The sequence below is a fragment of the Nocardiopsis protaetiae genome, from assembly GCF_045446735.1.
In the GTDB taxonomy this organism is placed as follows: domain Bacteria; phylum Actinomycetota; class Actinomycetes; order Streptosporangiales; family Streptosporangiaceae; genus Nocardiopsis; species Nocardiopsis protaetiae.
In genome coordinates, this window is record NZ_JBJJBV010000201.1 from 1 (window position 1) to 12,290 (window position 12,290).

Annotated in this window: 13 protein-coding genes; 7 read left to right on the top strand and 6 right to left on the bottom strand. The window is 74.3% G+C overall.

Annotation, left to right across the window (positions count from 1 at the left end):
• Positions 1 to 61: 61 nt before the first annotated feature.
• From ACJOT3_RS25285 to ACJOT3_RS25295, 3 genes are read left to right on the top strand one after another with little or no spacing between them, the layout of a single operon-like run.
• Complete coding sequence (locus tag ACJOT3_RS25285; RefSeq protein WP_406975610.1) at positions 62 to 262, top strand: hypothetical protein; 201 nt, start codon at positions 62 to 64, stop codon at positions 260 to 262.
• The gene (locus tag ACJOT3_RS25290) at positions 259 to 960 is read left to right on the top strand and encodes a phosphoadenylyl-sulfate reductase (RefSeq protein ID WP_406975598.1); all 702 of its coding nucleotides are present in this window, start codon (positions 259 to 261) and stop codon (positions 958 to 960) included. The genes ACJOT3_RS25285 and ACJOT3_RS25290 overlap by 4 nt, the downstream gene beginning before the upstream one ends.
• A gap of 19 nt (positions 961 to 979) precedes the next feature.
• Positions 980 to 1,783 (top strand): sirohydrochlorin chelatase, encoded by an 804-nt coding sequence (locus tag ACJOT3_RS25295; protein WP_406975599.1) that lies wholly within the window; start codon positions 980 to 982, stop codon positions 1,781 to 1,783.
• Between the two features lie 131 nt (positions 1,784 to 1,914).
• Here the strand turns inward: ACJOT3_RS25295 and ACJOT3_RS25300 are convergent, their stop codons facing one another.
• Positions 1,915 to 5,160 (bottom strand): ATP-binding protein, encoded by a 3,246-nt coding sequence (locus ACJOT3_RS25300; RefSeq protein WP_406975600.1) that lies wholly within the window; start codon positions 5,158 to 5,160, stop codon positions 1,915 to 1,917.
• Between the two features lie 130 nt (positions 5,161 to 5,290).
• Here ACJOT3_RS25300 and ACJOT3_RS25305 point away from each other — a divergent pair, with 130 nt between their 5' ends.
• The 3 genes from ACJOT3_RS25305 (at position 5,291) to ACJOT3_RS25315 (ending at position 7,814) form a co-directional block, all read left to right on the top strand.
• Entirely contained in the window at positions 5,291 to 6,862 is a 1,572-nt protein-coding gene (locus tag ACJOT3_RS25305) for an MFS transporter (protein WP_406975601.1), read from the top strand.
• A 99-nt stretch (positions 6,863 to 6,961) separates the two neighbouring features.
• Positions 6,962 to 7,111, top strand: coding sequence for an FAD-dependent oxidoreductase (locus tag ACJOT3_RS25310; protein ID WP_406975602.1), 150 nt, complete (start codon positions 6,962 to 6,964; stop codon positions 7,109 to 7,111).
• A gap of 277 nt (positions 7,112 to 7,388) precedes the next feature.
• On the top strand, positions 7,389 to 7,814 hold the full coding sequence (locus ACJOT3_RS25315) for an Hsp20/alpha crystallin family protein (protein ID WP_406975603.1): 426 nt from the start codon (positions 7,389 to 7,391) through the stop codon (positions 7,812 to 7,814).
• 54 nt (positions 7,815 to 7,868) lie between these two features.
• Here the strand turns inward: ACJOT3_RS25315 and ACJOT3_RS25320 are convergent, their stop codons facing one another.
• The 4 genes from ACJOT3_RS25320 to ACJOT3_RS25335 all read right to left on the bottom strand — a co-directional run bounded on the left by ACJOT3_RS25320 (position 7,869) and on the right by ACJOT3_RS25335 (position 10,663).
• Positions 7,869 to 8,198: a DUF5713 family protein gene (locus ACJOT3_RS25320; protein WP_406975604.1), complete on the bottom strand. Its 330-nt coding sequence runs from the start codon at positions 8,196 to 8,198 to the stop codon at positions 7,869 to 7,871.
• 61 nt (positions 8,199 to 8,259) lie between these two features.
• Positions 8,260 to 9,444, bottom strand: a complete 1,185-nt coding sequence (locus ACJOT3_RS25325; RefSeq protein ID WP_406975605.1) for an MFS transporter — start codon at positions 9,442 to 9,444, stop codon at positions 8,260 to 8,262.
• Positions 9,445 to 9,589: 145 nt separating this feature from the next.
• Positions 9,590 to 9,958: a VOC family protein gene (locus tag ACJOT3_RS25330; RefSeq protein ID WP_406975606.1), complete on the bottom strand. Its 369-nt coding sequence runs from the start codon at positions 9,956 to 9,958 to the stop codon at positions 9,590 to 9,592.
• Positions 9,959 to 9,991: 33 nt separating this feature from the next.
• The gene (locus ACJOT3_RS25335; protein WP_406975607.1) at positions 9,992 to 10,663 is read right to left on the bottom strand and encodes a stage II sporulation protein M; all 672 of its coding nucleotides are present in this window, start codon (positions 10,661 to 10,663) and stop codon (positions 9,992 to 9,994) included.
• Positions 10,664 to 10,739: 76 nt separating this feature from the next.
• On the opposite strand from ACJOT3_RS25335, the gene ACJOT3_RS25340 reads away from it, so the two are divergent.
• Positions 10,740 to 11,468 carry a helix-turn-helix domain-containing protein gene (locus tag ACJOT3_RS25340; protein WP_406975608.1) on the top strand — a complete coding sequence of 243 codons (729 nt, stop codon included), beginning with the start codon at positions 10,740 to 10,742 and terminating at the stop codon, positions 11,466 to 11,468.
• 7 nt (positions 11,469 to 11,475) lie between these two features.
• Here ACJOT3_RS25340 and ACJOT3_RS25345 read toward each other — a convergent pair whose 3' ends face one another.
• Complete coding sequence (locus ACJOT3_RS25345; RefSeq protein ID WP_406975609.1) at positions 11,476 to 11,970, bottom strand: ATP-binding protein; 495 nt, start codon at positions 11,968 to 11,970, stop codon at positions 11,476 to 11,478.
• Positions 11,971 to 12,290: the final 320 nt, after the last annotated feature.

The following is a 12,290-nucleotide window of genomic DNA, read 5'->3' on the forward strand; positions in this document are numbered from 1 at the left end:
GCCCCTCCCCACCATCCGCGACATCACCATCCGCGACATCCCCGATTCGAGGAGGTGCGCCGTGTCCGAGAGGGCCGCGCCCTACTACTGCCCCTACTGCGGTGACGAGGACCTGGTGCCCGAGGAGGGCGCCGCCGTCAAGGGCGAGGGCTACCCGTGGGCCTGCCTGTCCTGCGCCCGCGTGTTCCGCGTCAAGTACGTGGGCCTGCGGTCCGCCTCGTTCGCCGACGCACCTCCCAGACCGACGGAAGGGCAGGAATGAACGCCACCATCACCCCCGTGGGCGGTCCCGAGCTCGCCGAGCGCGCATCGCGCGAGCTGGAGGAGGCCACCGCCCAAGAGATCATCGCGTGGGCCGCCGAGACGTTCGGCGACGGCCTGTGCATGACCTCGTCCATGGCCGACGCCCTCATGGTCGACCTGGCGTCCAAGGTGGTCCCCGGCATCGACGTGGTCTTCCTGGACACGGGTTACCACTTCCCCGAGACCATCGGCACCCGCGACGCCGTGGCCTCGATCTACGACATCACCCTGATCAACGTCGAGCCGACCCGCACGGTGGCCGAGCAGGACCTGGCGCTGGGCCCGCGGCTGCACGGGCGCGACCCGGGCATCTGCTGCCACCTGCGCAAGGTGGAACCGTTGCAGAGGGCGCTGGCGCCCTACAGCGCCTGGCTGACCGGGCTGCGCCGGGGCGACTCGGCGACCCGGCGCGACACCCCGATCGTGCAGTGGGACCGGCGCAAGCGGATGACCAAGGTCAACCCGATCGCGCGGTGGAGCCAGGAGGAGGTGGACGCCTACATCGAGGAGAACGGGGTGATCATCAACCCGCTCCAGTACGACGGGTACCCCTCCATCGGCTGCGAGCCGTGCACCCGCCGGGTGGCGCCGGGCGAGGACCCGCGCAGCGGCCGGTGGGCGGGCAGCGGCAAGACCGAGTGCGGGATCCACCTGTGATCCCGGGAAGGCGGCGAGGATGAGCGAAGCCCGACGCCGGACACCGGGGTGGCGTCCGGCGGGGTCGAGCACACCGGGCGCACCGGGCGTGCCGCTGCTGGCGGTGGCGCACGGCAGCCGCGACCCGCGGTCGGCGGCGGCCGTGGAGGCGCTGTTCGCGCGGGTGCGGGCGCTGCGGCCGGGGGCCGACGTGCGGGTGTCCTACCTGGACCACACGGCGCCGTCGGCGCAGGACGCCCTCGCGGCGCTGGCCGCCGAGGGGGCGGGTGAGGCCGTGGTGCTGCCCGCGCTGCTGACGGCGGCCTACCACAGCAAGGTGGACCTGCCGCGGGTGCTGGAGCGGGCGCGCGAGGCCGAGCCGTGGGTGCGGGTGCGTTACGCCGACACGCTGGGCCCGCACGCGGGCCTGGTGGCGGCGGCCGAGCGGCGGCTGGCCGAGGCGGGTGCGACCGCCGACCCCGAGACCGCGCTGGTGGTGGCCTCGGCGGGGTCGAGCGATCCGGGGGCCAACGCGACGGTGGAGTCCGTGGCCGCCGAGCTGGCGGCGCGCGGTCCGTGGCGGGAGGCGGTGGCGGCGTTCGCGTCGGCGGCGCGGCCCACCCCGGCCGAGGCGGTCGCCGCGGCGTTCGCCCGGGGGGCGCGGCGGGTGGCGGTGTCCACCTACCTGCTGGCCCCGGGGTTCTTCGCCGACCGGGTCCGCGAGCAGGCGGTGGCGGCGGGGGCGACCGCGGTGTCGGAGGCGCTGGGCGCCGCGCCGGAGCTGGCGCGGATCGTGTGGGAGCGGTACGACGCGGCCCTGGCGGCCCGGCACGCGCTGGTCTGACCGCGGGGGAACCGACCGCGGGAGAACAGGGGGCGGGGACCGCACGGGCCCCGCCCCCTGGTGTCACCGGCCGTCCAGGGCCGTGTCCACCAGGGCCGCGGCGAGTACGAGTTCGGCCGGGTGGGGCCGGATCACAGCACGGCCTGAACGGCGGCGGGGGCGCCGCGCCGCGCGTACCAGGTGCGGGCGCGGTCGACCACCGCCTCCAGCGGCTCCCGCGCGCCGCGCTCCCACCCCCGGGCGAACGCCTCCTCGCCCAGGGCCGCCACCGCCGCCTCCCGCACCCGCTCCACGTCCCAGCGTTCGGCGGGCGGCAGCGGGGTGCTCACCGAGGCCCGCGCGGCCGAGGCCGCGCCCAGCAGGCGGGCGGCCCGCAGCGGCAGCCCCGCCAGCGCCCAGGCTCCGGCCGCCCCCTCCAGCGCCAGGGCGGTCTTGCGGGGGCTGCCGGTGGTGAGCGCGGCGGTCAGCCCCTCGTGGTGCAGGCGCAGGGCGGTGCCGGCGTCGCCGCGCTGCTCGGCGACGAAGCCGAGTTCGGCGAGCACTGTCGCCTCGGCCGCCGGCGCGTTGATCCCCCGGACGCGCTCCAGCCAGCCCGACAGGTGGCGTTCGGCCCGGTCGAGGTCACCCTCGCGGCGCGCGCCCAGGCCCAGGCCGAACTCGGCGAAGCGCTCACCGAACCGGTCGCCCTGTTCCACCGCCAGTCCGCGGGCCCGTTCGTGGAAGTCCTCGGCCCGGCGGTACTCGCCGCGCAGCAGGGCGTTGCGCCCCAGCTCCGAGAGCCGGTAGGACACCTCCGACCACAGCCCCAGCTCCTCGGCCAGGCGCAGCCCCTCCCGGTGCAGCCGGGCCGCCTCCGTGTAGTCGCCGTCGATCTCGGCGCGGCTGCCCAGCACCGGCATGGCCTGCAACCGGCCCCAGCGGTCGCCGATCTCACCGAAGAGCTCCAGTGAGCGCCTTCCGTCGGACTCGAACCCGGCCATCCGGCCGCGGGCCTTGAGCAGCCAGGCGCGGGTGCACAGGGCGGCGGCGGTCCCCCAGCGGTCGCCCTCGCGGCGGAACACGGCGAGGGAGCGCTCGACGAGGTCGCCGCTCACCTGGAGTTCTCCGAAGTCCAGCAGCGCGGTGCCCAGGAACCACTCGACCCGGGCCCACTCGCGTTCGGGGACGGCGTCGGCCCGGCCCGCCAGGGCGGACCGCACCAGGGCCACGGGGTCCTCGGGCTCGTTGACCATCAGGGCCATGCCCACCCGCCAGGCCTCCGCGAGGGCGCGCGGGGCGGGGGCGCCGCCGGGTGATTCCAGCGCCCGGGCCAGGGAGCGGTGCGCCTCGCCGGGGCGGCCGCGCAGGTAGCGGTACCAGACCAGGTCCAGGGCCAGCCGCAGGGCGGTGTCGGCGTCCCCGAGGCGGGCTGCGGTGTCCTCGGCCGCGCGCAGGTCGGCGTTCTCCTCGTCCAGGCGGCGCAGCCACAGGTGCTGGTGGCGGCCGCGCAGGTGGGGGTCCGCGGCGGCGGCGAGCGACGCCAGGTGGCGCAGGTGGCGCAGGCGTACCGCGTCGGCCCCGCCGGTCGCCTCCAGGTGCTCCCGGGCGTAGGCGGCGATGGTCTCCAGCAGCCGGTAGCGGATGCCGTCGGGCCCCTCGACCGCGATGGCCAGGGACCGGTCCACCAGGCGGGCCAGGATGTCCACGACCTCGCCGGTGTCGATGCCGTCGCCGCCCACCACGGCCTCGGCGCCCTCGGGGGTGCAGCCCTCGGCGTGCACGGACAGGCGGGCCAGGACGGTCCGCTCGGAGGCGTCGAGCAGGTCCCAGCTCCAGTCGATGACGGCGCGCAGGGTGCGCTGGCGGCCCGGGGCGCCCCGGCTGCCCACCGCCAGCAGCCGGAAGCGGTCGTCCAGGCCGTCGGCGAGGCGGCGCACCCCCAGGGAGCGCACCCGGTTGGCGGCCAGTTCCAGGGCCAGCGGCAGGCCGTCGAGGCGGCGGCAGATCGAGGCCACGACGGGGGCCGTGTCGTCCCCCAGGGTGAAGCCGGGGGCTCCCGCCGCGGCGCGCGAGGCGAACAGGCGCACGGCGGGGAAGGACCGCGGGTCGGCGCGGCGGGCGGGGTCGGCGGGGTCGGGGAAGCCGAGCGGGCGGACCTCGTACAGGTGCTCGCCGTCGATCCCCAGGGGTTCGCGGCCGGTCGCCAGCAGGCTCAGCCGCGGGGCGGCGCGCAGCAGCTCCCGGGCCAGGGCGGCCACCGACTCGATGACGTGCTCGCAGTTGTCCAGGACCAGGAGGGTGCGGGTGGCGCTGAGCGCCTGGACCAGGTCGCGGGCGCCGGTGACGGAGGCGACCGCCTCTGCGACCCGGGCCGCCGCGGCCGGGCCCCGCCCGCGTTCGGGCGGAAGGCTGCCCAGTTCCACGAACCACACGCCGTCGGGGTGGCGGCCGGCCGACGCCGCGGCCACCTCCAGGGACAGCCGGGTCTTGCCCACACCGCCCGGACCGGTGAGGGTGACCAGGCGGGCGCGCTCCTGGAGGGCGCGGACCCGCGCGACGTCGTCCTCGCGGCCGATGGTGTCGTCCACCGGGGCGGGGAGGTTGGTGCGCGGGCGCAGGGCCGCCCGGAGCGGGCCGGGGTCCACCGGGTCCAGCGTGGTGTCCTGGCGCAGGATGCGGGTGTGCAGCGCGGTGGCCTCGGGGCCGGGCGAGGTTCCCAGCTCCTCCCTGAGGAGGCGGCGCAGCCGGTCGAAGGCGCCCAGGGCCTCGGCCTGGCGGCCGGAGCGGTACAGCGCCCGCATGTGGGCGCAGCACAGGCGCTCGCGGAGCGGGTGCAGGGCGGCCAGCTCGCCGAGCTCCTCCACCCAGAGGTGGTGTTCGCCCAGGTCGAGCCGGGCGCAGGCGTGCTCCTCGAACGCCGACAGGCGCTCCTCGTCCAGCCGGAGCGCGGCCCGGGCCAGCCGGGGGACGTCGGTGAGGCCCGCGAGGGCGTCCCCGCGCCACAGGGCCAGCCCGTCGTTGAGCGCGACCGCCGCCGCGCGCCGGTCGCCGGCCCCCCGGGCCCGTTCGACCAGGGCGCGGAAGCGGGTGGAGTCGACCTCGTCGGGCTCCACCCGGAGCCGGTAGCCCCCGGAGGTGCGCAGGACCCGGTCGCGGGCCCCGGGCTCGGCCTCCTCCAGGACGCCCCGCAGCCGGGAGAGCTTGGCGCGCAGGACGCGGGCGGGGTGGGCGGGCAGGTGTTCGCCCCACAGGTCGTCGATGAGGGTGTCGGCGGTGACCGGCCGCCCCTCCTCCAGCAGGAGCGCGGCCAGCAGCACGCGCACCTTGGCCTCGGGGACGCGGACCGCCTCTCCGTCGCCGCCCCACACCTCCAGCGGACCGAGAATCCCGAAGCGCATGGGATCACCGTAGTCCACGGAGGTGTTCCGGGGCGGGACCGGAGCCTTTCCGGAACCCCGGCGGGCGATGGTGGCGGTCGAGTCGTGCCCGTGTCACGGCACACCGACCCTGGAAGGACGGACACCACCCATGTCCCCCGACGAAACGACCGCCGCTCCCGCCCCGAGGGCGGGGGCGCGCGAATGGCTCGGCCTGGCCGTCCTGGCGCTGCCGACCGTTCTGCTCGCCCTGGACTTCACGGTCCTGCACCTGGCGCTGCCGCACCTGGCCGCGGACCTGGCCCCGACCAGCGCGCAGCAGCTGTGGATCCTGGACATCTACGGCTTCATGATCGCCGGGTTCCTCATCACGATGGGCACCCTGGGGGACCGGATCGGGCGGCGCCGGCTGCTCATGGTCGGTGCCGTGGCCTTCGGCGCGGCCTCCCTGCTGGCGGCCTACGCGACCAGCGCCGAGACGCTCATCGCGGCCCGCGCCCTCCTGGGCGTGGCGGGCGCCACGCTGATGCCCTCCACCCTGTCCCTGATCACCAACATGTTCCACGACCCCGAGCAGCGGGGTGTGGCCGTCGCGGTGTGGCTGAGCTGCTTCTCCGCGGGCGGCGCCATCGGGCCGATGGTCGGCGGCGTCCTGCTCCAGTGGTTCTGGTGGGGTTCGGTGTTCCTGATGGGCGTGCCGGTGATGGCGGTGCTGCTGATCGCCGCCCCGATCCTGCTCCCGGAGTTCCGCGACCCCGCCCCCGGGCGGCTGGACCTGGTCAGTGTCGTCCTGTCCCTGGCGGCCGTCCTGCCCGTCGTCTACGCGATCAAGGAGGCCGCGGCCTACGGCTGGGACCCGGTCGTGGTCGCCCTGTTCGTCGTCGGCGGCGTCTTCGGCCGGCTGTTCGTGCGGCGCCAGCGCAGGCTGGAGAGCCCGCTGATGGACCTGGCCCTGTTCCGGCTGCCGCCGTTCACGGTGGGCCTGGGCGGGCTGCTGCTGGGCACGGTGGTCCTGGGCGCGTTCGTCCTGCTCTTCGCCCAGTACCTCCAGCTGGTGCTGGACCTGTCCCCGGCCGCCGCCGGGCTGTGGATGGTCCCCTACGCGGTGGCCAACATCGCCGGTGCGATGCTCGCCCCCATGGTAGCGGCGCGCCTCAGGGCGGCCACCACGATCGCCCTGGGCCTGCTGGTGGCGGCCGCGGGCCTGGTCGTGTTCACCCTGAGCGGGGTGGAGGCGGGCCCGGTGCCGGCCGTGGTGGGCGGCATGCTCGTCACCTTCGGGCTGAGCCCGCTGATGGTGCTGGTCATCGACCTGGTCATCGCGTCCGCGCCCAGGGAGAAGAGCGGTTCGGCCTCGTCCATGTCCGAGACGTGCAGCGAGATCGGCATGGCGCTGGGCATCGCCACCCTGGGCGCGCTGGGGGCCGCCGTCTACCGCTTCCTGATGGCCGGCTCCGTGCCCTCCGGGGTCCCCGCCGGGGAGGCCGACGCGGTCCGCGACAGCCTGCCCGGCGCGGTGGCGGCGGCCGAGGACCTGGAGCCGTCCCTGGCGGCGGAGGTCCTGGACGCCGCGCGGCGGGCCTTCATGGCGGGGCTGTCCGTGGTGGGCTACACGGGCGTGGCCATCGTGCTCGCCGTCGCCGTGATCACCTTCCTGTTCCTTCGCGACGTTCCCGAGGAGACCGAGGAGGAACAGCGCGAGGAGCAGCCGAAGGAGGGCTGACGGCGATGTCCTGCCGTTCATCGGAGCGCCGGTGAAAAATAAAAGGGGAAGGGGGGAGGAGATCTCCGCCCTTCCCCTTCTTTTCCGCAGGCCCGACGCATGCCGGAGCACAAGGGGGTCGCCGCTGTCGGCGGCGGAGTGGCGGGCTGCGCGGCCGCCCGGGAACTGACCGCCGCGGGAAAGGAGGTCGCGCTCTTCGAGGCGGCCGACGGCCTGGGCGGGCGGCCGCCCGCCATGGGGCGATCGTGAAGGGGGTGAGGCCGATGGCGGCGATGTCGGGGACCACCCGTTCGATGCCCCCGGCCACGACCTCGCGCCCGGCTCCGCTGGTCCCCGAACACCCCTGGGGTTCCGCCCTGTGGCCCCGGGCCCCGCGAGGTCGCGCCAGACCCGGCGGGGCCCGGCATCGTTCCCGCTCGCCTTCTCATGCCCGAGGACTTGACAAGCCCGAAGTGATCAATAAAGTTGAGTGTGTTCGCATCAAGTCATCGACACTGATGTCGAAGGTACTTGGAGGTGAGGAGCGATGCTGATGCGCACCGACCCGTTCCGGGAGTTCGACCGGATCACCCAGCGTCTGCTGGAGAACGGCCGCCCCGCGACCATGCAGATGGACGCCTACCGCGAGGGCGACGACTTCGTGGCCCACTTCGACCTGCCGGGTGTCTCCCCCGAGAGCATCGACCTGGAGGTCGAGCGCAACGTGCTCACCGTCAAGGCGGAGCGCCCCGGCCTGCGCCGCGACGACCTGGAGCCGATCGTCAGCGAGCGGCCGAGCGGCACGTTCACCCGCCAGGTCTTCCTCGGGGACACCCTGGACACCGACCGGATCACCGCGAACTACGCCGAGGGCGTGCTCACCCTGCGGATCCCGGTGTCCGAGCAGTCCAAGGCCCGCAAGATCGCGGTCGGCCACGACACCCGGCGCGAGCAGACCTCGATCAAGGCGTAACGGGTACACCTCTCTTCTCCTGGGGGCCGCGCGGGCGCGGCCCCCTTTCGCGTGTCACCACTCGCGGGGGGCGATCAGTTCCTCGGCGTCGGCGTCGGTGAAGCCGTGCGCCTGAGCGATGTGGAAGAAGGCCGTCCCGATCGCGTCGCGGGCGACGGTCTCGATCTCGCTGCCCTCGGCCCAGAACTCCTCGTCCAGGGCGTTGAACTCCTCGGTGGCCGCGTGGGTGAGCACATAGAGCGCGGCCAGGTCGGCGGGGCGCTGTGCGGCGATGCGGGCGTCGAGGGCGCGCAGGATCCCCCGGCCCTTCTCCACCAGGTGGGCCGGGAAGTAACCGTCCCCGTCCATCTCCGCCAGGTGAACGTGCTCATCGTTGTCGGCCATGGGTCTCCTCCTCGGTGGTGGGTGCGCGGCCATCCTGGCGGGCGGGTCCGACAGATCCGGGTCAGCGGGCGGTGGCGGCGGCCGTGAGGAGGACGGCGGCGGAGAACAGCAGGGCCCCGGGGGCGCCCACCGCCCCGGCGACGGCGGACGCCGCGGCGGGGATGGCGACCTGGCCCAGCCGGTTGCCCCAGATGCGCAGGGCCAGGGCGGAGCCGCGGGCGCCCTCGGGGGCCAGGGTGGTCACCTCGGCCATGGTGAGCGGCTGGCCCAGGCCGAGCAGGAACCCGCCCAGGCCCAGCACCAGGGCCAGGACCGCGAACCCGCCCAGCGGCAGGGCCACCAGGGTCAGCGACAGTCCGGCGACGGCGGTGCTGGCGACGATGAGGGTGGTGCGCGACCAGCGGCGCAGCATCCACGGCAGGGTCAGGCGGGACAGCAGGGAGGAGCCCGCGCGCAGGCTGAGCAGGACGCCGACGAGCACCGGCGGGATGCCCCGGCTCTCGGCGATGAGGGGCAGGTAGGCGGTGAGGATGTCCACCGCCGACAGCAGCGCCAGGCTGGTCAGCAGCGCGGAGGGCATCCGGCGGCGGCGCAGCAGGTCCAGGGTGGGCACCGGCGGCGCGGCCTTCTGCTCGGCGGTGCGCCGGACCGGGCGCAGCCGCAGCAGCGGCAGCAGGGGCAGCGCGCCCAGGGCGGCGACGGCGCCGGCGACGACCAGGGCGGTGGAGGTGGACGCGAGCAGGGCGGCGCCGGAGGCGTCGGCGAGGATCGCGCCGGAGATCAGCGGCCCGGCGAGCTGGCCCAGGGAGGCGGCGGCGGTGAACCAGCCGAAGTCGCGGTCCAGGTGCTCCGGGCGCGAGTGGCGGGCGATGAGGCCCTGCCCGGCGACCATGCACAGCAGGTGTCCGACGCCGACGACGGTGCTGGCCAGGGCGAGTCCCGCCAGCCCGTCGACCAGGGACAGCAGCAGGCCGCCCGCAGCGAGGACGAGCGAGCCCAGGCCGACGATCCAGGCGATGCGCGCCGAGCGGTCGGTGGCCCGGCCCAGCGGGACGGCGATGACCAGGGGCAGGAGGGCGTAGGCGGCGGTGATGAGGCCGACCTCGACGGCGTCGCCGCCGACGGCGATGGTGCGGTAGGAGATGAGGGGGCGGGTGAGGTTGAGGGCGGTGTGGGTGAGGACCACGCTGCCCAGCAGGGCCCAGAGCCGGCGTGTGCGTTCGGGAGGTTCCGCCGGTCCGGTCATGGTCCCCTCTCGCGCCGTGCCCCCGCCGCGACGACCCGGGAGTGGTCCCATGACGGGATCACTCGTTGTTCGGCGTCGAGCGACAGGGGCATCGTATCGAGGACACGGAGGGTGAAAACGGGCGGGTCGCTCGGGAACGGACCGGTCAGGAACGGCTGGCGTCGATGACGCAGAAGCGGTTGCCCTCGGTGTCGGCGAGGACGACGAAGTCGGGGTCCTCGGGGTACAGGTCCCAGTCGACCCGCTCGGCGCCCAGGGCCACCAGCCGGTCCACCTCGGCGGCCTGGTCGGCGGCGTCCTTCGCGTAGAGGTCCAGGTGGACCCGGGGGTGCTCCTGGAGGGGGACGTCGCTCAGGCCGAGCGCCACCTGCACGCCGGGGCCCCGGGCGGGGACCAGGACGACCCAGCGGTCGGTGCCGGGGTCGCGGGGGACGTAGTCGAGGGCCGCGGTCCAGAAGGCGGTGGCGCGGGGCACGTCGGAGACGCCCAGCACGACCGATCCGATGTTCAGCATGCCCCGATTGTGCCCGAGGCCGTTTCGCGGGCCTCACATGAGGTGGAGGACCGAGAGCGCCTCGTAGACGGCGCCGACGACGAGCAGCGCCAGGGCGGGCAGGCTCAGCCATCCGACCTGCTTCAACCCGTGGACGTACCCCCGGCGGCGGGTGTCGGCGCCGACCGCCCGGGGGCGCAGCCAGGCCCGGCCCAGGAGGTAGGCGGCGAGCATGAGCAGGACGTAGGCCTGGAACTCGACGAGGAGCGTCACCGAGTGCGGGACCAGCGTCCGCGCCGCGGCCCCGTCCACCGGGGCCACGATCACGCCGATGGTGAACGTGGTGTACGCGAAGAGGGCGATGCCGGAGAAGGGGACGACCATCGAGGGCAGCAGGATCGACAGCAGGGAGGCCCGCAGCACGTTGTTGGCGAGGATGACCAGGGCGAACAGCCAGGGGGTCGCGAGCAGCGGCCTGATCTGCTCCGCCGTACCGGCCTCCTCCAGGGCGGCGTGCTGTGCGGCGTACAGGTCGGGGAAGAGCAGCCCGGCCCCGATGCCGAGGAGGAGGGCGCCGTACACGACGGCGTTCATGACGAGGTAGGCGCGAAGGTTCTCGCGGATGATCCGGAAGGGCGTGCGAAGGTGGCGCATGGTGTCCTGCTCCGTGGTCGGTGGTTCGTGGGTCCGCCACCACTGGAACGCCTGCCCTCGGGGCAGGGTCAAGCCCGGCCGAACACCCTTGACCCTGCCCCGGGGGCAGGGTGTGGACTGGATGCGACCGGCGCGGAAGGAGGGGCACATGGCGTGGAGCACTCCGCAGCTCGCCGAGCTGGCCGGAACGACGGTGAAGGCCGTGCGGTACTACCACCAGGTCGGCCTGCTGGACCTGCCCGAACGAAGGTCGAACGGGTACAAGCAGTACGAGGTCGCCCATCTGGTCCGGCTGCTCCAGATCAAACGGTTGAGCGATCTGGGCGTCCCGCTGTCGGAGATCGCGGCGATGGGGCGCGCGGACGAGGAGCCGGACGAGGCGATCCGCGTGCTCGACGCGGAGCTTGCGGCGACGGTGGACCGGCTCAACCGTGTTCGGGCGGAGCTGGCCGTCATCCTGCGGCACGGTGCGTCGGCGTACGTGCCGCCCGGATTCGCCCCGGTCTCCCCTGGTCTTTCGGACAGGCAGCGGTCACTGCTGATGGTCTACTCGACCGTGCTCAGCGAGGAGTCCGCGGAGGAGTTCCGCGCCCTGCTCGGCGAAACGGGAACGGTGGACGAGGAGTTCGAGGCCCTGTCCCCGGACGCGGACGACGCCGCCGTGGAACGCCTGGCCGCGCGTCTGCTGCCGGTCGTCCGCGGCGTGTACGAGAGGCATCCGCGGGTGAAGGACCCGGTGGCGGACTCACCGCGGGGCGCGCGGAAGGCCGAGGAGACGATGGCCGAGGCGGCGGTGCAGTTGCACAACCCCGCGCAGCTGCGTGTGGTGGAGCGGATGATCGCCCTCCTCACCGAGGAGAGCGCCGACACGCGGTGAGTCCACATCATCGAGGGCGGCGGATCCGGTAGTCGGCGGCGCGGCTGAACACCGCGCGCACGGTGAGCGGGCCCCCGGCGTCACCCATCCAGTCCCAGTAGAGGGAGAGGGATTCGAGCAGCCGCAGCCCGTGCCCGCCCACGGCGGGGAGTTCGCCGTCGGGGGTGGCCGGAAGGGCGATGGGGACGCCGAAGGGCTCGGAGGTGTCGGGGCCGTTGTCGGTGACGTAGAGGATGTGCACGAATTCCTGGCGTTCGAGGACGATACGGACGGTGCCCCCGGGCTTTCCGGAAAGGGTGTGGCGGAGGCAGTTGGTGTGCAGTTCGCTCAGCGCCGAGACCAAGGCCGAGGACACCGAGGGCCCGCTCTGGGAGGACTGGGAGATCCACCGCCGCGCGATGGCGACGTGCCGGGGGTCGCTGCCGCACAGCAGGCCGGTCCTGGCGGGGTCGGGGAAGGGAATGCGCCGGGGCAGGGCCGGGGCGGGCGCTGTGGCCTGCATATGTCTCTCCTCGTGTGCCGGTGTCTCACCGATGGATCGGGGCCGGAGGCCGCGCCCCGGGGCTGTCTACAACAGCCGCCGGGGCAACCCGGTGGCCAGGTTCGCCCGCATTTCCACAGGCGAGAGGTCCGCTGTGGAAAAGCCTGCCCTTTCTCGCCTTTCCGCTCTACACTACTGATCTTTGATTATGCGGTTGACGGAAACGGTGAGGGTTCCAAGCCGACCGACTCGATGAACCCCCGCAGCAGATCGGTGCGCTTGCGCACCAGACGCAGATGCGCGTTGATCACCTGCTCCAAATCCTCCAGACTCCGGAACAG